Origin of the sequence: Novosphingobium mississippiense (assembly GCF_044029535.1) — a bacterium.
GTDB lineage: Bacteria > Pseudomonadota > Alphaproteobacteria > Sphingomonadales > Sphingomonadaceae > Novosphingobium.
Genome location: NZ_CP147003.1, coordinates 468,950 through 484,660, shown reverse-complemented (window position 1 = coordinate 484,660; position 15,711 = coordinate 468,950). Strand labels below are relative to the sequence as shown.

Sequence of the window (15,711 nt, the reverse complement as noted above, 5' to 3'; positions counted from 1 at the left end):
CTACCCGCAGATCATGAAATTTCCGGCCCCGATCGCCCTCTACCGAACTGCCAGTTGATGCCGGCCTCGCGCATGATCCCGCCCGCCTGCTGCCCGAGGTGCTTTTCGAGGACGGGTCGCCAGGGAACCAGGGTGAATTCATGACTGCGTTCGATAAGAGCGAAGCGACCCGAAACGCCTTCGATCCGCCGGCTTATCTTTCCTTCGATGCGGTCTCCTGACTTCGCTTCCAAGAACTCCTTGCCAAGTTCATCGGTGAGGCGCGCGGCAATACGGAGCAGTTCGCGTCTTTGCAGCAAGGCGAGCGTATTCTGCCGTAACCGGACACTGCCTGGTGAAACCTCGGCCAGATCCTGCTCGACCAGCCATTGCCTGCGCTGGTCCAGCCCCGCGCGCACCTCGCGTCCAAACCCCGCATCGCGCAGCGCCAGACCGGATGGTGCCGCGAGTTCCCGATCGAGCCAGGTCGCACCCTCTGTTCCCGCCATTCTCCCGATATCGCCAGCGCCCAGCACTTCGATAGCGACGGGCCGCCCACGCACATCGCGCTCTTCGAAGCGCTCGGCAATCGCCAGATGGTCGGGCGAGATGCGCCATGATCCATCGAGCTCGCGGCTGACGTCGAGCCCTGCCCGCCGCATGGCTTCAAGCCTGCGTACATGGGTTTCTGCGAATGCAGGGCTTGCGCTGCGATCCTGGCGCTGGTGCAAGGCAGGCGAGTATCGCCCATCATTTGCCCGTGAAACCTCGAGCACGGTCCGATCGATATCGCGCACTTCGGCAAATCGCGGCATCACGCGAACGATCGCCTGCCGGGGCAACTGCTCGACCGCATTCGCCATGCCAATGTCAACATAGTGCGAGCGCCCGTCGACACCGTCGACAAGCAGGTAGTGGCGATCGCGGTGTTCATCCGCCAGCCCTCGGCAGATCACTCTCCCCACAATGAGCCCGGCTTCGGGCGAATAGATGCGCTGCTCGCTGCGCTCGAGCTTCGCGCGCGTGACCTCACGCTGCATCAGGCGGATGATATCGCCGCGTTCACCCATCGCGCGCAGAGTTTCCTCCATCCCGCCGGCCAGTCGCCAGCGGCCATCGCCGAGGTCCTCGGCCAGATCCATCCGCTTCAGCGTCTGAAGACGCCCGGTTTCCAGCGCCTGGAACAGCGGATCGCGATCATGGGCCGAAACGCATCGATCGAGATCCATCCGGCCAACAAGGCGCCGATCAAGACCGGTAAAGCGCTCCTGCTCCATTTCCTGGCGGAGGCGAGCCTCGATTTCATGCGTGGTACGAGGGCCCAGATCGAGCGACATCAATTCGACCGCGCGCTCGCGAAACCCATGCGAAATGTAGTCGCGCCCAATGACCAGGTCCTTGCCCTTATCGTCGATCCCGCGCAGCACGATATGGGTATGCGGATGACCCGTGTTGTGGTGATCAACGGCGACCCACTCGAGCTTTGTTCCGAGGTCTTTTTCCACCTGGTTCATCAGCCGGCGAACGAACGGTTTGAGATCGCCGTACTGATCGCCGTCCTCAGCGGAAACGATGAAGCGGAACTGGTGGCGATCGTCTTTCGAGCGTTCCAGAAATTCACTGCCGTCGGCGCGATCTGTTTCAGGGCCGTAGAGTTCGCCGCGTGCTCCATCCTTCGTGACCCCGTCGCGCTGGATATAGCGCAGGTGTGCCTTCAGCGCCCGCGCGCTGCCGCCGCGCACTTTGACCAGCCTTGTCTTTACGACCACGCGCCGGGCTCGATATCCAGCAAGCCGGTCCCGGCTCGACAGGGCCCTGCCGACGGCAGATCCTCGCCCGATCCTGCTGCCAACGAACTTGCGGCCTCCCTTCGCGCCGCCGATCAGTCCGGCGGCGATCGCCACGCGGCTCGCATAACGCACTGCCTGCTTGCCCGCCTTCTTGCCGCGAGCGTTGCCCTGCCGGCCCAGGCGCGGCTCGAAATCATCGTCGAAGTCCATGAAAGGCCTCCTCCAGCGACCGTCTCGCAGCAGTCTCGCCGCCAAGACGACTGTCTCGTGATAAAATGATGTGCAGACAGATAGTTAAGCGTGGCGCGAGACACGCCTTCTATCTTGTTGTCCGCCCCCACCCTCCTAATCCGCTCTCCTCCACCCACCTCAGCCCAGGAAAAACAAGGGCAGCGCCGCAGCGACGCCGCCCTCGAAAAGCCGGGCCTCAATGCACCCCGGCACTCGCGCGTTCGGCAAGGCAGCGTCTGGCAAAATTGCGCCGCGCGATGACCCCGACCGGGTCACCGTCACCATCGACAATGAGCGTCGCTGCAAACCAGCGCTGCCCCAGCCGCCCGATGATGGCGACCCGATCCAGTTCGATGTCATTCTCCGCCTCGAGGCTATCGTACCGCCCGAGCCAGCGTTCCGAGACGCGCGCATCCCAGAGAAAATCGCATTCCTCCGCTTCGATGAAACGGTCTGCCAGTGCGTGACCTGCACCTTCTCCGAACTCGACCTCGAGCCCATGAACGAGTGCTGCGTAGACGCTGCGATGGCAGCCCGAATTGGTGCGATCGATCTGCATGTGAAGCTCCTCACGTGACCGTTCTCCTTCGATGAGAACGATCCTCGCGAAGATGGGCAGCGGGCGGTCTGTCAGGGCCGCAGGGCTTTAGCCCTGCGCCGCGAAGCGGACGTGGGGGGAACCGATTTGCGAAGCAAATTGGGGGGTACCCGCGGGCCTTGATAGACCGTTCGCCGCCCGTCACACTTGGAATTCTCAGACGAGCATACACCCTCTCGTCTGGGCACTTCATCTCAACGGGGGTCTTTCCGGACCGCGAAGAGAGGGTCGCGCATGGCTTCTCGCGGCGCAGTTTTGCCGCCTTCGTTCACCGCCTCCCCACCGGTTTGTACCAGCTTGTTCGCAGGGTTCTCCACAGGGGTTTGAACAGCCTGTGGCTGCGTAACGAACAAAGGAGACGGTGCCTCGCGCGCGGGGCTGTCGCTGCCGCTCATCGCGGCAAGATAGGCCACGGTTTCCGATGGCAGGGCCGTGCCCGACAGGTACTTTTCGTAGCGCGCGGGCCCTGCATTGTAGGCAGCGAAGAGGCCGGGATAGCCGAAACGATCGTAGAGCGTTCGGAGGTAAAATGTGCCCGCAAGAATATTGTCGCGCGGGTCGTCAGGGTCGCTACCGAGCGAGAGCCGGGCACGCATCTCGCCCCAAGTGCCCGGCATGAGTTGCATGAGCCCTATCGCGCCCTTTGCGCTGCGAATGGGCCTTCCGTCGATCTCAGTTCGGCCACGACTTTCCGCCCACATGACCTTGCGGATCCAGGCCGATGGAACGCCGAAGCGGGCAGAGGCTTCGTCGATGAAGGACTGCCAGCGTTCGACCTCGCTGGCGTGGGCAGGGCTTGCCGCGAAGATCGCCGCTACTGCGATCGTCGCCCTCAGCGCGCCCATACCAACCTCGCTGGTCCGAGGATATCGGCGCTACCCGTGACGCCAAAGTAGCGCCCGTCGAAGGAGTCCGGATTCCTCTTCATGAGAAGGAAGAACTGGCCATGGCTGAGCCGCCAGCACCCTTCCCACCATGGCAATGGGCGGCCGTGCCCATCGTGCAATTTCCGCTCGACGACGGGGACGCCGTCGATGAAAATCCGGCTGCCGAGAGCACACACCTCCTGCCCTTCGGACGCGGCAATACGCTTCACCAGCGGGACATTGCTGGGCAGGTAGCGACGCGTGGCGGCGAATTCCCGCCAGGCCTGCGGCATGCGAGCGATGACGGTATCACCCAGCTGTGCGTGTCGGTCCGGGAACACCTCATAAAGCCCGAGCGGCGCAGAGGCGCTGGAGTTCCAGACGAAGAGGATAGGCGGCTGGATGACGGCCGATTGGCCGAGCGCGCCGACCCAGAAGCCTCCCACTGCGGCTATTGCCAGCCGTTTCATGAAACGGCGCTTTTCGGCGCGCGCCTGTGTGCCCGATGCTTGCAGCGATACCGCGCTGCTCGGGGTCCGAAGCCCGCTCACGGACGGAACGCCCGGCCTGAGTTTGCTTCGCTCCAGGCATTGAGATCGTCGATATGGTATTGGATGAAGCGGCAGTGCCGACGGAAGATCGGGCCACCGCCGTTACGCCGCAGCGTCAGCAGAAGGCGGATCGAAATGCCGAGATAGGCGGCGGCTTGCGCGGTGTTGAGGAAAGGCGAGCCGCGCTTTGCGCGCTGCGCGCGTTCGATGTCGTCGGAGCTGTCCATGACATGTCCCTTGCGAGCAGCGAACGACACAGTGTCGTCCGCGAGGGACACTCAATTGAGGGAGAATTCACCGGCCGGGCAGAGTCGTTTTTGACTATAGCCAAATTCGACTCTTCGAAGGCGCGGACCGGCCTTTCAATCCGGGGCCAGGTTGACGGCGAAGAGCTTTCCGTTTCGGGCGACTAGCACCGGGAAACAGATCAAAGTTTGGAAAATCGCATTTCCGCGATGGCCTCGACCTCGCTCTGGAGCAGTTCGATCCGCGCGGCGATCCACGCCAGTTCGCCGCCGCCTATGGTGTAGTCGCGTGAATAGCGCCCCTTGATGTAGGCGTGGTGCAGGAGCTCGAAGCAGCGCCGGGCGAACTTGTCCTCGCGCGGCCAGATCGGGATCAGATCGCGTGCCATGCTCTCGGCGCGGCCGCGCAGGAACTTGAGGTTGTGCGAGAGCGGGCAGTGCAGCGTCTTGACCGCCAGAACCGCCTGATAGGATTGCTCGGCGGCCTGGTGCAGCTGGAACGCGGCATTGTTGTTCGCCCCGCAGGAAATCGCGAACTTCGCCATCTTGAGGAAGGTTGCGGCAGTGCCGAACCACTGGTCGAAAAGCTCTCGGGTTTCCTGCCGGAGGTCCTCGCGAGAGAGCCGTCTCGGGGTGGGGAACGGTGACGAACCAAGCTGGTAGAGCGCTATGCCCTTGCGCAGCAGGTCCACGAAAAACGGACGTCCCCGCAGGAGCTGTGCGTTGAAATCCTCGAGCGAATGGACGACCAGATTGGGGAGTGCCGAGATACGCTGCGTGATGGCAAATTCGCGCGCAAGCGCGTCCTTGGCCTTCCTCCAGTGCTCGACTTCGTCGGCCAATCGCTCGTTGTTGACGACGACGAGAATGTCGTAGTCCCAAGCGCATCCGTTTGGATGGGAAGCGTCCCAGTCGGCGCGCGCATAAGCGCCGTAAAGGATCACATTGAGGATCCGACCTTTCTTTTTCCACGCCTGCGTCGCGATCGCGATCACGTCCTCGAATTCGGAAAAGATGATCTGGACTATCCGCTCGAGGTCGCGCCTTTTCTCGTCGGGCAAATGGTCGAGATCGGTCTTCATGTTCGCCTGGCTCCAGAAAAATCCGGGGTGGAGACGTCACTCGCGGATGAACACCCTACGCAGGGAATTTCATCAATTCAGTCACTTGCCGAGCCGCTGCTCGCAGATCGCCTTGACCTCGGCCTCCAGCAGCTCGATGCGCTCGACCAGCCACTCAAGCTCGACGTCGCGGATGACGTAGTGCGGCGAGTACCGGCCTTTGACATAGGCCTGATAGAGCAGTTCCCAGCAGCGGTTGCCGAACTTGGTATCGCGCGGCCAGATCGGGATCAGGTCCCGCGCGATGTCCTCGGCTCGGCCGCGCAGGTATTTGAGGTTATGCGACTTGGGGCTGTAGAGTTTCAGCACCAGCAGCACAGTGTGGTAGAAGTGCTCTGTCGATTGATGCAGAATGAAGGCAGCTTCATTCTGCATGCCGTTAGAGAGGGCAAATTTGCCCATCTTGAGAAAGTTCGCAGCGCTCCCAAACCACTTCTTGAAATGGTTCTCCGCTTCGACATGCGCGAGGCCGGTATCCAGCGGTTTGGGCAATTCGAACTGCTGCGCTTCCAGCTCGTACAGCACGATGCCTTCGCGCACGATGTCCACGAAAAACGGCCGCCCGCGCGAGAGCTGGAAGTTCGCATCCGCCATGGAATGGACGGTCAGGCCGACCGGCGCCGAGATGACATGCATGATGTCATACGCGCGATTGAGGTGATCCTTGGCCTTGCCCCAGTACTCTGCCTCGTCGGCAAGGCGCTCGTCGTTTACCACGACGAGGATGTCGTAGTCGGAATAGTACCGGCCGACCGGATCGGCGACCCAGTCGCCGCGCGCGTGGGAGCCGTAGAGGATCACTTTCATGATCCGCCCCTGCTTCTTCCAGCCTTGCATCGCGAGCGAGAGAACGTCCTCGAACTCGGAGAAGACGATCTCCACCACGCGCTTGAGGTCAGCGCGCTTTTCTTCGGGAAGATGGTCGAGATCGGTCTTCATAATCACCTGATTTTAGACGAGTTCGGGGCGAGAACAACACTCGTTTTGGCTGCGATCGAAGAAATCCCCGCGCCGTTTCCGGCGCGGGGATCGGAGCGGACCGGGGCGTCAGTCGGCCGGATTCCAGATGATGGCGAAGCTATCCTCGTCGTCCTGCCCGGCGGCGCGGCCTAGGTTTGCGTAGATGCGGCGAGGCCCGAATTCCGGTGCCGCGAGGGTCAGCGACACGTAGTCGTTTCCGGAAGCTTCGCTGCGGCGCATCCAGCCGGCGCCGACTTCGACGCCCGAGGAGGTGACCCGAAAGTCGGGGTGCGTATCGGCGGACTTGCGCGGGTTGGGGGAAATCTCGATCTCGGCGCGGATCGAGAGGGTGCGAAGCTGGCCCTTGAAGCTGCGGCCATCGCGGGTGACGTATCCGATTGCAGGCATGATATTTCTCCTTCGATCTTTCGCCGCAAGAACCATTTCCGGGCGATGGGCAGACCGAAGGATCAGTCCGGCAGCGCGCCGCGAACCGCCAGGCCGAAGCGACAGCGAAGGACCGGAGCCGGAGGCTTATTTGCAAGCGAAGCGACCGCGAGGAGCCCGCCTTGGCGGGCGGGGAAATAAGCCGGCAGGCGATGGTTTCGTCGGAGGGCCCGACTGGTCCAGGTCATTGCCTCGCCGCTGGAATGGTATGCACGCTCGATCGAGGAAATCCCTTTCCGACATCGGTAAGTCAGCTCCGCAACGCGCCGCCCTTCAGGGCCGTCATTGCCTAAGAGCCGGATTCGGAAGTTTCTCAATTTTGACAAAGCCTTGCGGTTCTGCGCGTGAGCATGCGGATTGAGGCGATGAGGGCCCAAGCGGTGGACGAGGCGATAGACCGCTCCCAATCTTTTGCGAGCCGACGGCAGCGCCCGAGCCAGGCAAAAGTCCGTTCGACCACCCACCTGCGGGGCAGCACTTGAAAGCCTTTTGCCTTGTCCGATCGCTTGATGATTTCGATCGTCCATTTGCCCATGCCAACCAGGGCGGATCGCAGCTTGTCGCCTGCGTAACCGCCATCGGCAAAGATGTGTCGCAGCCAGGGAAACCGCTTGCGAATGGCTACCAGCACATCGACGACCCCATCTCGGTCCTGAATATCGGCGGCATGTACTAGGATGAAGATGAGGAAGCCGCAGGTGTCCGTCAGGATATGTCGCTTGCGGCCTTTCACCTTTTTGCCCGCGTCATAGCCTGAAATTCCGCCACTTTCGGTGGTCTTGACCGATTGGCTGTCGATCACTCCGGCGCTGGGCGAAGCTTCACGCCCTTCGATTTCCCGCAGGTTCATGACCAGCACCGTGTTGATCGCGTCGAACAGACCGGCATCGCGCCAGGCATAGAAATAGCGCCGCACCGTCGATACCGGAGGAAAGCACTTCGGCAGAAGCCGCCACGCACACCCGCTCGCCGCGATGTACAGCATCGCGTTCAGAACTTCGCGCATGTCTGCCGTTCGAGGTCGGCCTCCACGCCTTGCCGGAGGCACGAATGGCGCTGCCAGCGCCCACTCCGTGTCCGTCATATCCGATGGATATCGCAAACCTTCCCGACTATGCTCCCGCCGGGCAATACCAGTCCATGTCACCATCCACTCCATCTTGTCGCAAAGACGGCGTGAATCACAACATACTGGTATTGCTCAACAACTTTCGGATCGGGCTCTAAGGTCCTAGCCGTAAGACGTTCGTCCCGGGGCCTTGCTATTCGCCTCCAACCCGGTCGCTGCCGGGATGCCGTGGGCATGCCTGCGGAGCGGGCTGCATTTCGTCGCAGTAGGGCGACGACCTATCGCAGCGGGTATGGATCGTGACATCGGTCAAAACGAGATTTCCGGGATCGTTTAGTGAAGCGGGACAAACCCCGCGAATGGAGACCGCTATGACGATCTACACGCTGAAGTTCCTCGAAAGCCGCGATTGGCCCGCCAGGGAAATCCGGTTTGAAGCTGCGGATCCGGGCGGCGCCCTCCTCCTTGTACAACGCGAGCCGCCTGACCGCCCAGCCGAACTCTGGGACGGCGTGCGAAAGCTCTGCACGCTCACCCAGACAATGGGGGGCACCTGGCAGATCGAACGATAATGACCCAGCCCAGCGGGTAGCGAGCGCCGCCCAATCGTGCCGGGAACTCTTTTCCCGTCATTGCTGTTTGTCAGTCCGCGAGGGTTCGGAAGAACCATGGAGGAGAGACATGAAGATTTACACGCTGAGGTTTTCCGACGATGGCGAGGGGGTCGCCAGGCGTCTCGAGTTCAAGGCCGAGGATCTAACTGCCGCGCTAATCATCGCGCACCGCGAAGCCACAAGGCGAACTGCCGAGCTCTGGGAAAGAGCGCGCAAACTGTGCACAGTGCGCCGCGAGGTCGAGGAGAACGACGCTCGAACTCGCTCTCAACGTTTCCAGATGGCCTGAACGGACATCATCGACAGGGCCCGACGCTCTAACGGGGGCAGGATGTCAGTTCGTTCGGCGCAAGTCCTGCCAGATGAGATGTTCAGGCGCGACGTGCAATGACCGAACGGGTTTCTCCGCACAGGCTGCACACGTCCTTGCTCCGCTGAAATCCGTTCGCGCCTGCCAGTTCGTGGGTCGCCTGCTCGGCGTGATCGAACGGCGAAAGACCGAGAGTCTGGGTAATGCATTCATCGCAGACGGGCCCCGGCGCGAGGCGCGATACGAGCTTTTCGATGGTGTGGAATGCGTCGGTCTGAAGTGCAGTCATGGCCTTTTCCCCTGGGACCGATCCCGTGCCACCGGCATTGCCCCAAACAATGAACTTTTGGTGTTAGCCGCGAGGCCGCGCCTATCAAGGCGCGGCCTCGCGGCGCAAATTTTCAAGCCTCAGAACAAGTTGACGGGAGGCGGATGGTTCCGCCTCCCGTCCATTTTTCAAGCCGCCAGCCGATCCGCCCCACCTGCGGCGTCGTCATCGGGCTCGTCATCCCTGCCCTCAGCGATAGACGAATCGAAGTCCTCCACATCTGCACTGGGATCGGCACCTTCACCATCGTCCGGCTGTGGGTCGGCCTGAACGGTGGCGCGGCGGTGCGCCTCGACGGTTCCGACCCCGCCGCGTGTCGTGTAGGCGCCAGGCGGGAAGGCCATCCAGCGCGGCACCCAGCCCTCGCGCTTGGTTCGCCCGCCAGCGCCAGCCAGATGATCGCGAACGATGCGGCGTAGTGTCTTGGCCTTTTCGTTCGCATTGGCCTCGGCCACTATCGGTCCGGCCACTTCCGCTACCATTGCGAGCAGTACCTCGCGGTCGCGCAGCGTTTCGAGGAAGGCCTCGTCCGCCTCCCACCAATCCGCCATCGGAACACCCACAGCGAGCCCGACCGCCTCGACGGCGGGACTGCCCGCCTCGAGCGCCTCCCCCATGACGAGGGTCAGGATGTCCATGACCCTGTCATCGGCAAGTTCGAGCAGCCGTGCGAACAGGCCGCACAGGGCGCGCTGCCCTCCCCGCATTCCATAGCCGGTCCCGCCGATTACAGTGGACTCGTCGTCCGGTAGGCTCAGCAGCGCGAGAACACAGCGCCGACGTTCATCGAAGACGGCCTCGGCCCGGCAAGTCTCGACGCTTTCCTTGACCGCATCGCTCTTGGCCATCTGCGGCTCGACGACGATCCGCCAGAGCGGCGAGCCTGCAATCACGTGCGCGACCATGAGCCTGAGGGCCACGCCGGGACGCCCGAGCAATTCCGTGCGCACGGCGGCATGGCGGTGCAGGTCGACATAGGTCTGGGTTATCGATGTCAGTTCGGGACGGATGGCCTTGCGCAAGACCGCGTCGTCCGTCTCGCCGCCGGACTTGGCAAGGCGCACGGCTTCCCGGTGCGAGAGATAGCCTTCGTGGATGACAACCTCGCCGTTGCCGCGAACGTCCAGATAGACGCGGCCGCCTTTACGCTTGGGTGTCTTCTCATGTTCCCACGAATGGAAATGGGTTTCGGGGGGAAGGACAATGGCATCGGCCCAGCCCGCCTCGAGGAAGCCTGCGCGCTCCGCTTCGATAGCCGCATTCTGCTGGTCCCAGAAAGCGTCGGTCTCGGCAAAATAGGCATCCTCTCCGAACAGGTCCGCGACGGTGGCGAGCCCGCTGGCCTCGACATCGAACAGGGCATGGCCCACCGGAACCGATTGCCCGCCGAACAGCCATGCCTTCGTCTGGAATCCGCGCGGCGCATAGCTGTCGGGATCATCGAGAAGCCCCAGCCACGCCTTCTGCTGCGACTTGGTCGCGAGGGTCAGATGCCGGACCGTCGCAGCATCGATTTCCTCGGCCCGGTACAACTGGCGGATGCGGGGCAGGAGATTGCCGAGCGCGAGCGTGCGCTTCACGGCAAGTTCGGGCAGACCGAAGGTATGCGCGATGTCCTCGATTGTGCGCCCTTCCTTGATGAGACGGACGAAACATTCCCAGCGCGAAACTTCGTCGGGATCTAGCCGGGCAAGGTTTTCGATCAGCGAGGCCTCGACGGCGCTGGCATCGTCGGCCTCGTCGAGCACAGCGCAAGGCACCGCGTAGGCTTCCGCATCCGGCTCACCGGCAGCGGCGCTTGCTGCCTGCCGTTCGGCCGCGACGATCTGCGCGGCATGAAAGCGGCGGCACCCGGCGACGATTTCGTAGTGCCCTTCCTGACAATTGGGACGAACGATGAGCGACTGGATCACGCCGCGCGCACGCACGGTCGGCAGGATGTCGTCAACATCCGGAGACTTGCGCGCATAGCGCATATTGGATTTGCTGACAGAGAGCTTGTCGAGAGCGATATATTCGAGTTTCATGGGTAGCACTCCTGATGTGAGTGCCGGTCCACCGACTTGGTGATGCGATAAGGTGGACCGGCTTAGGTTCGGCGGGAACACGCGCCGCCTCGCGTCATCGGCCCCTCAGCGGGGCAGAAGCCTGATTGCGCCGGGGTCCTCGCGGGTGAGGCGGTCCAGCAGAAGCGCGGCATCGGGGATCGATCCGGCCATGCGCGATGCCTCCGCCCAGACCGAGAGCCGGTGCCAGGTACTGAAACCGAGGTCGCGCTCGATGGCGAGGCCCATCGGCAGCCGGACCGCCTCGATTTCGCGAAGCGAGAAGATGCCGAGTTCCGGGCATCCGAAACCGAGGTCCGCAAGGCCGAACAGGGTGTCGTCGTCGGCATAGAGTTCGGTCACCAGCCAGACCGCGCGGCCCATCGGATTGAACAGACGGACCAGCGGCAACGGATCGAACTTGGGATGAACCATGCAATGCTCGAAATTGGCACTGAGCATGGCGCGGGTTGCGCGAGAGATCAGGCTCATGGTTCGGCCCTCCCCCCGTCCATATGGTCTGCGCGCGCGAGGTCCGGTTCCCCCCTTTCGGGAAGGGATGCCTCATAGCGGGTCAGGAGCCAATCGGCCGCCTTGCTGGCCATGCTGGCCGCGCGAAAGATCGCGCGGTTATCCTCGCGCAGCACTTCCAGCCATGCACCAATGTAGTCGGCATGGCGCACGGTCGGAACGATCCCGAGCGAGGCACAGAGGAAGGCTGAACCCATTTCGGCGATGAGTTCCTCGCGGGCATAGTCCTTGGAACCGAACCCGTTCGTCAGGTTCCGGCCAAGGCGCGAGGCATGACCTGTGGCGTGCGAAAGTTCGTGCAGGCACGTCCTGTAGAAATTGATCTGATCGTGGAAAGCCTGCTGCGGCGGTACCTGAACGAAATCGTGCCCCGGCGAGTAGAAGGCCTTGTCCCCGCCGACGCGAAACGCGATCCCGCTTGCGGCAATGACGGCTTCGGCCAGTGGCACGATCTCGCGTTCGGGCAGCGGGACCGGATCGGGCACGAAGCCTTCGGGCAGGCCCTCGCACTGGGCGACGTTGAAGACAGTGAAGCGCTTGAGGAAGGCAACCGAGCGCGCATCGCCACCGTTCTCGCGCGCCCGCGCCTTTTCCGCTTCGGGCGTGAAGCGGTCGGCATAGACGACACATGTGCCATGCTCGCCCTTGCGGACGTTTCCACCCGCCGCCAATGCCTGCCGGAAGGTCAGCCAGCCCTGCGAGGCCCAGCCGCGCGCGATGACTTCGGCCCACAGGATGAGAACGTTGATGCCTGAATAGGCCCGCCGCGTGAGGGCATTGACCGGAAGCCCCGCCACCGGAAGGCCCGCCCCCAGAGGCCCGCCTGCCGCCGCCTCGCTGCTCCAAGGCTGGACCCACGGCACGCGTCCCTGCTCCAGTTCGGCAATGATCCGGGCCGTCACCTCGTCATAGAGCGAAGCCCGATCAACACCGTTTGCCTTCCGCCGCCCGGTTTCCGGCTCTATTCCCCTCCCTCGGGCCCGCGCGCCTCCCGGTTCGACGTCGGGTCCGGCCCCCGGGTCCACGCCCTGCGCCGTTTCCCGCGCGTCGGCAGCGGCATTGCCATCAAGTCCACCCGATGGATGCGAACCAGCTTTGCCGGCATGTTCCAATTGCGACCCCTCGAACCCGGAGCCCTTGCGATTGCTGCGCATGTCTCACCTCCAGAACCCGCCCCAAAACCACCATGGCCTCCCCCGGCGAAGGCGGGGGGTGGGCGGCCCGGACGACCGCAAGGCCCGCTTCAGGGCGGGGCCTGCACCGTTTGCGGCCGGAACGTCAGTGGAGGAGCCGCGCGCATGCGCGGCTTGCAGGGCTCGCCTGCGGGCCTAGACGGGCGTCGAGCCCACCCGCCGGCTTCGCAAGGGGACAGGCTCACGAAAACGCCGCGCGCATGAGTGCGCGTCACTATCCAGGTCAGCCATGGCTGGCCGATCCCCGCGCCAGCGATCGAAACCGCAGGACGAGACCCCGACGCTATGAAGGGGGCTCGGTGCCTAGAACGCGAAATCGACGGCGATCAGCCCTTTCGCGGATGGGCATAGAGCGCGGTTCCGCCCGAAGGCGGCAAGGCGCCCGCTCCCAATCCGAAAATCCGAGGCCGCCAGGATCACATCGACATCACACTCTGCCGGTATCGTAAACTCCAGCAATCCCCTCGTTACGTCCCAGCAAGGGCAGGACCCGGTCCCACTCGCGCATTACTGCCTTTCGTGCTGGCCAGGCGATCAGCATCGCCATCCGCCTGCCCAGATAGCCTCCCGCCTGCGCCTTCATCATGATCCGGCGCACGTCTTCTTCCCTCTAGACCGTCCATTCGCCGGCAACGGCAAGAAGATTGGGACCGAAGGCAGGCAGAGCCTCTTCGACCAGAATGCGCTCCAGAACGCGGGCATCGTAAGGCGAAGCGTTCAGAACATCCGCAATCCGCACGATGTCATCCAACGAAAGCTCGGTATAGAGGAAGAGTTCGCTGAGGGCCATCCAGACGGGCAGGCGCGCATCGAGAAGGATCTTCGGCATCATTCCATGAATATGCCTGCCGGGAATTGCGCGCGCCAGAGCGAACCCGCAGAAAGATCAGGCATCACTCACCCAAATTGAGGATTGCCGACGAGTTACACTCGTTCATAGTGGCGATCTTCGTCAGAAGGGAAAAGGGGGCCGGAAGGTGCGACCCGATCCCGGCAGCGGCGAGCAGCCAATCCACCCCCGGCTGCCGCCGTCCCTACCTTCTTCGAACGGAGCAAACGAGTGTCCGCCACAGCCTGGATCGTTCGCGTGAAGCACAACAAGGTGTCGGTCGGCATCTTTGCCTGTGCCGCCGGTGAGCTTGTCGCCCTGGTCGAAGAAGTCTGCGATCCGGGTGTCTGCGAGTTCAAACCGCTTCCGTCCGGCGGTTTCGTATTCGGGGGCGCGGTGGTGCTACACGAGGTCGAGAAGGAAACCAGCGACAGGACGAGCGAAGGCGAGCCCACCCATTTCAGCGACGGTTATCTGACCGAAGGCTGGGCGGAAGCAGCCTACGAAGACGAAGGCCAATGGTGGCCGATCCTGATTGCCGAGAACGATTGACGCAGAGCAGCGCGGGCCACGCACAGCAACAACACCCGCCGATCCACCGGTGTTCTCATATCGCGGCGCCCTCATCCAAAAGTCTGATCGACCTTATAGCAGGGCCGCATCCGCTCGCCTGTTTCCTATAAGACGGCAGGGGACACGGGGGGATTCAATGCTGGACAGGCGGGAGGCACTGCGAAGGCAGTGCGAGACTATCAATGCAATTGCCGAGGCGGTCGGCCTGGCTTCGATCGAACCCGGCGTTCGCGCACACCTCACCGACCTTATCGCAAGGGCAAGGATCGTGGCGTCGCCGCATGCGCCGGGCAAGTTGCGCTGGCTGTCGATCGCATCGACCAGGCAACTCTACCGCGACATCCAGTTCCTGCTGGAGCCCCCGGTGCTTTCCTGGTCGCTGCTGACGCAGATCGCCCGGGCCGATCTTGCGCTCTCGGCGCTTTCGGCAAAGCCGAAGCGTTAATCGCTGACCTGAAGACGCCGACCGGAGAACCGAGCGCCCATCGAACGACCACAGCTCCCAACCAGGCGCAAGTCTGATCAAGGGGGCATCAAGGAAACAGCCTGAACTGATCGGGATCCGGAATGGCGGGATAATCGGTGAGCCGCTCCACGATCGACTGGGCGAGTTCGGCGGCCGCCTTCTCCCGCATGCGCTCATCGCGCATCGTGATACCGACCCGCGCCCAGGCCGGCGCGCTCAGGATGGCATCCGATAGCTGCTGAGGGTCGATTCTATCCATGGCTCCAATATGGAACAAACAAAGAACATATGTAAGCGTCCGGTCTCCGCGAATGGAACATGCTTTTGGGTTTCGTTCCGGAAGACAACGGGCGTTCAGTGTGGGGAGTTGCTGAGAGGTCATCCCGGAGCCACGATTTTCGTTGCGCTGTTGATTGGATCGGAGGCAAGCAGTGGAAATGCGGCCTGCGATTTTATTGTTGATGCTTATGGCGATCAGCGGATGCAGCCATCCCGCCGATCGCTACGCGAAAAGATTTGTTGAGTGGGACGCGCGTTCTGATGCCGAGAATGTTGCCGGTGCGCGATGCAATAACGAGTATAAGCTGATTCCTGGCCGATCTGGCTTGCTCGCGGAGGACTATGAGTGCCTGACCACGTCGTTAGGATCGGTGGCGCGCTGGCGTCGTCTGTCTGAAACAGATCAGGGGCCGCGCTTTATCGATCTCTCCTCAACGCAGCGGCATGGCGACGTTGCATCCGTCGACACCGAGTTGAGGATGGAACCCGTTATAAAGCGACGCGAACACTTCGATTGCGCTAGGCGGATGATGCTCGTCGACACCTATATCGTGACGGATTTGCACGACCCCAAACTTGTCCCATCAGGTCAAGATTGGACGCCAGTTACTCAAACTGGAGACGGCGTAACGATGCTGGAAATTGCATGCGGCAACGATCAGACCATGAACCACCATTAGGTCCGT

The 15,711-nt window shown here is 62.6% G+C and carries 21 protein-coding genes; 5 read left to right on the top strand and 16 right to left on the bottom strand.

The genetic code is table 11. The features are described 5' to 3' along the window. Positions 1-11: 11 nt before the first annotated feature. The 9 genes from rlxS to WBP06_RS20725 form a co-directional block, all read right to left on the bottom strand. A complete protein-coding gene (gene rlxS, locus WBP06_RS20765; protein WP_395336830.1) occupies positions 12-1,979 on the bottom strand; it encodes a relaxase/mobilization nuclease RlxS in 1,968 nt (655 codons plus the stop codon). 217 nt (positions 1,980-2,196) lie between these two features. Further along, positions 2,197-2,559, bottom strand: a complete 363-nt coding sequence (locus WBP06_RS20760) for a hypothetical protein (protein WP_395336828.1) — start codon at positions 2,557-2,559, stop codon at positions 2,197-2,199. A 233-nt stretch (positions 2,560-2,792) separates the two neighbouring features. Further along, on the bottom strand, positions 2,793-3,443 hold the full coding sequence (locus WBP06_RS20755) for a lytic transglycosylase domain-containing protein (protein ID WP_395336825.1): 651 nt from the start codon (positions 3,441-3,443) through the stop codon (positions 2,793-2,795). Next, the gene (locus WBP06_RS20750) at positions 3,431-3,934 is read right to left on the bottom strand and encodes a S26 family signal peptidase (RefSeq protein ID WP_395336822.1); all 504 of its coding nucleotides are present in this window, start codon (positions 3,932-3,934) and stop codon (positions 3,431-3,433) included. Before WBP06_RS20750 ends, WBP06_RS20755 begins: the two co-directional genes overlap by 13 nt. A gap of 77 nt (positions 3,935-4,011) precedes the next feature. After that, positions 4,012-4,242, bottom strand: a complete 231-nt coding sequence (locus WBP06_RS20745) for a helix-turn-helix domain-containing protein (protein WP_395336820.1) — start codon at positions 4,240-4,242, stop codon at positions 4,012-4,014. Between the two features lie 200 nt (positions 4,243-4,442). Continuing rightward, a complete protein-coding gene (locus tag WBP06_RS20740; RefSeq protein WP_395336818.1) occupies positions 4,443-5,342 on the bottom strand; it encodes a nucleotidyltransferase and HEPN domain-containing protein in 900 nt (299 codons plus the stop codon). Between the two features lie 81 nt (positions 5,343-5,423). Next, the gene (locus WBP06_RS20735; protein WP_395336815.1) at positions 5,424-6,320 is read right to left on the bottom strand and encodes a HEPN domain-containing protein; all 897 of its coding nucleotides are present in this window, start codon (positions 6,318-6,320) and stop codon (positions 5,424-5,426) included. A gap of 108 nt (positions 6,321-6,428) precedes the next feature. Continuing rightward, positions 6,429-6,749, bottom strand: a complete 321-nt coding sequence (locus WBP06_RS20730; protein ID WP_395336812.1) for a DUF736 domain-containing protein — start codon at positions 6,747-6,749, stop codon at positions 6,429-6,431. A gap of 352 nt (positions 6,750-7,101) precedes the next feature. Then, positions 7,102-7,938 (bottom strand): IS5 family transposase, encoded by an 837-nt coding sequence (locus WBP06_RS20725; RefSeq protein ID WP_395336810.1) that lies wholly within the window; start codon positions 7,936-7,938, stop codon positions 7,102-7,104. A 290-nt stretch (positions 7,939-8,228) separates the two neighbouring features. Here WBP06_RS20725 and WBP06_RS20720 point away from each other — a divergent pair, with 290 nt between their 5' ends. Both WBP06_RS20720 and WBP06_RS20715 read left to right on the top strand, forming a co-directional pair. Continuing rightward, a complete protein-coding gene (locus WBP06_RS20720) occupies positions 8,229-8,429 on the top strand; it encodes a hypothetical protein (protein WP_395336807.1) in 201 nt (66 codons plus the stop codon). A 109-nt stretch (positions 8,430-8,538) separates the two neighbouring features. After that, the gene (locus tag WBP06_RS20715) at positions 8,539-8,760 is read left to right on the top strand and encodes a hypothetical protein (RefSeq protein ID WP_395336805.1); all 222 of its coding nucleotides are present in this window, start codon (positions 8,539-8,541) and stop codon (positions 8,758-8,760) included. Positions 8,761-8,842: 82 nt separating this feature from the next. Here WBP06_RS20715 and WBP06_RS20710 read toward each other — a convergent pair whose 3' ends face one another. From WBP06_RS20710 to WBP06_RS20685, 6 genes are all read right to left on the bottom strand, one after another. Beyond that, positions 8,843-9,070 (bottom strand): hypothetical protein, encoded by a 228-nt coding sequence (locus tag WBP06_RS20710; protein WP_395336802.1) that lies wholly within the window; start codon positions 9,068-9,070, stop codon positions 8,843-8,845. Positions 9,071-9,237: 167 nt separating this feature from the next. Then, on the bottom strand, positions 9,238-11,136 hold the full coding sequence (locus WBP06_RS20705; RefSeq protein ID WP_395337546.1) for a ParB/RepB/Spo0J family partition protein: 1,899 nt from the start codon (positions 11,134-11,136) through the stop codon (positions 9,238-9,240). A 105-nt stretch (positions 11,137-11,241) separates the two neighbouring features. Beyond that, complete coding sequence (locus tag WBP06_RS20700; protein WP_395336800.1) at positions 11,242-11,646, bottom strand: DUF2958 domain-containing protein; 405 nt, start codon at positions 11,644-11,646, stop codon at positions 11,242-11,244. Further along, on the bottom strand, positions 11,643-12,839 hold the full coding sequence (locus tag WBP06_RS20695) for an ArdC family protein (RefSeq protein ID WP_395336798.1): 1,197 nt from the start codon (positions 12,837-12,839) through the stop codon (positions 11,643-11,645). The genes WBP06_RS20700 and WBP06_RS20695 overlap by 4 nt, the downstream gene beginning before the upstream one ends. 466 nt (positions 12,840-13,305) lie before the next feature. Further along, positions 13,306-13,476 carry a hypothetical protein gene (locus tag WBP06_RS20690; protein ID WP_395336796.1) on the bottom strand — a complete coding sequence of 57 codons (171 nt, stop codon included), beginning with the start codon at positions 13,474-13,476 and terminating at the stop codon, positions 13,306-13,308. A 12-nt stretch (positions 13,477-13,488) separates the two neighbouring features. Then, entirely contained in the window at positions 13,489-13,710 is a 222-nt protein-coding gene (locus WBP06_RS20685; protein ID WP_395336794.1) for a hypothetical protein, read from the bottom strand. Positions 13,711-13,938: 228 nt separating this feature from the next. On the opposite strand from WBP06_RS20685, the gene WBP06_RS20680 reads away from it, so the two are divergent. Continuing rightward, positions 13,939-14,259 (top strand): hypothetical protein, encoded by a 321-nt coding sequence (locus WBP06_RS20680; RefSeq protein ID WP_395336791.1) that lies wholly within the window; start codon positions 13,939-13,941, stop codon positions 14,257-14,259. A 157-nt stretch (positions 14,260-14,416) separates the two neighbouring features. Then, positions 14,417-14,725: a hypothetical protein gene (locus tag WBP06_RS20675; protein WP_395336789.1), complete on the top strand. Its 309-nt coding sequence runs from the start codon at positions 14,417-14,419 to the stop codon at positions 14,723-14,725. Between the two features lie 88 nt (positions 14,726-14,813). Here the strand turns inward: WBP06_RS20675 and WBP06_RS20670 are convergent, their stop codons facing one another. Then, positions 14,814-15,005, bottom strand: a complete 192-nt coding sequence (locus tag WBP06_RS20670) for a DUF6771 family protein (RefSeq protein WP_395336787.1) — start codon at positions 15,003-15,005, stop codon at positions 14,814-14,816. A gap of 172 nt (positions 15,006-15,177) precedes the next feature. Here WBP06_RS20670 and WBP06_RS20665 point away from each other — a divergent pair, with 172 nt between their 5' ends. Next, complete coding sequence (locus WBP06_RS20665) at positions 15,178-15,705, top strand: hypothetical protein (protein ID WP_395335106.1); 528 nt, start codon at positions 15,178-15,180, stop codon at positions 15,703-15,705. Positions 15,706-15,711: the final 6 nt, after the last annotated feature.

What these genes read in the sequence shown, in the direction of transcription:
- WBP06_RS20685 (WP_395336794.1), bottom strand. Translation starts at nt 13,710, where the DNA reads ATGATGCCGAAGATCCTTCTCGATGCGCGCCTGCCCGTCTGGATGGCC.
- WBP06_RS20720 (WP_395336807.1), top strand. Translation starts at nt 8,229, where the DNA reads ATGACGATCTACACGCTGAAGTTCCTCGAAAGCCGCGATTGGCCCGCC.
- WBP06_RS20675 (WP_395336789.1), top strand. Translation starts at nt 14,417, where the DNA reads ATGCTGGACAGGCGGGAGGCACTGCGAAGGCAGTGCGAGACTATCAAT.
- WBP06_RS20750 (WP_395336822.1), bottom strand. Translation starts at nt 3,934, where the DNA reads ATGAAACGGCTGGCAATAGCCGCAGTGGGAGGCTTCTGGGTCGGCGCG.
- WBP06_RS20725 (WP_395336810.1), bottom strand. Translation starts at nt 7,938, where the DNA reads ATGGTGACATGGACTGGTATTGCCCGGCGGGAGCATAGTCGGGAAGGT.
- WBP06_RS20755 (WP_395336825.1), bottom strand. Translation starts at nt 3,443, where the DNA reads ATGGGCGCGCTGAGGGCGACGATCGCAGTAGCGGCGATCTTCGCGGCA.
- WBP06_RS20705 (WP_395337546.1), bottom strand. Translation starts at nt 11,136, where the DNA reads ATGAAACTCGAATATATCGCTCTCGACAAGCTCTCTGTCAGCAAATCC.
- WBP06_RS20700 (WP_395336800.1), bottom strand. Translation starts at nt 11,646, where the DNA reads ATGAGCCTGATCTCTCGCGCAACCCGCGCCATGCTCAGTGCCAATTTC.
- rlxS (WP_395336830.1), bottom strand. Translation starts at nt 1,979, where the DNA reads ATGGACTTCGACGATGATTTCGAGCCGCGCCTGGGCCGGCAGGGCAAC.
- WBP06_RS20740 (WP_395336818.1), bottom strand. Translation starts at nt 5,342, where the DNA reads ATGAAGACCGATCTCGACCATTTGCCCGACGAGAAAAGGCGCGACCTC.
- WBP06_RS20745 (WP_395336820.1), bottom strand. Translation starts at nt 4,242, where the DNA reads ATGGACAGCTCCGACGACATCGAACGCGCGCAGCGCGCAAAGCGCGGC.
- WBP06_RS20760 (WP_395336828.1), bottom strand. Translation starts at nt 2,559, where the DNA reads ATGCAGATCGATCGCACCAATTCGGGCTGCCATCGCAGCGTCTACGCA.
- WBP06_RS20710 (WP_395336802.1), bottom strand. Translation starts at nt 9,070, where the DNA reads ATGACTGCACTTCAGACCGACGCATTCCACACCATCGAAAAGCTCGTA.
- WBP06_RS20730 (WP_395336812.1), bottom strand. Translation starts at nt 6,749, where the DNA reads ATGCCTGCAATCGGATACGTCACCCGCGATGGCCGCAGCTTCAAGGGC.
- WBP06_RS20695 (WP_395336798.1), bottom strand. Translation starts at nt 12,839, where the DNA reads ATGCGCAGCAATCGCAAGGGCTCCGGGTTCGAGGGGTCGCAATTGGAA.
- WBP06_RS20715 (WP_395336805.1), top strand. Translation starts at nt 8,539, where the DNA reads ATGAAGATTTACACGCTGAGGTTTTCCGACGATGGCGAGGGGGTCGCC.
- WBP06_RS20670 (WP_395336787.1), bottom strand. Translation starts at nt 15,005, where the DNA reads ATGGATAGAATCGACCCTCAGCAGCTATCGGATGCCATCCTGAGCGCG.
- WBP06_RS20735 (WP_395336815.1), bottom strand. Translation starts at nt 6,320, where the DNA reads ATGAAGACCGATCTCGACCATCTTCCCGAAGAAAAGCGCGCTGACCTC.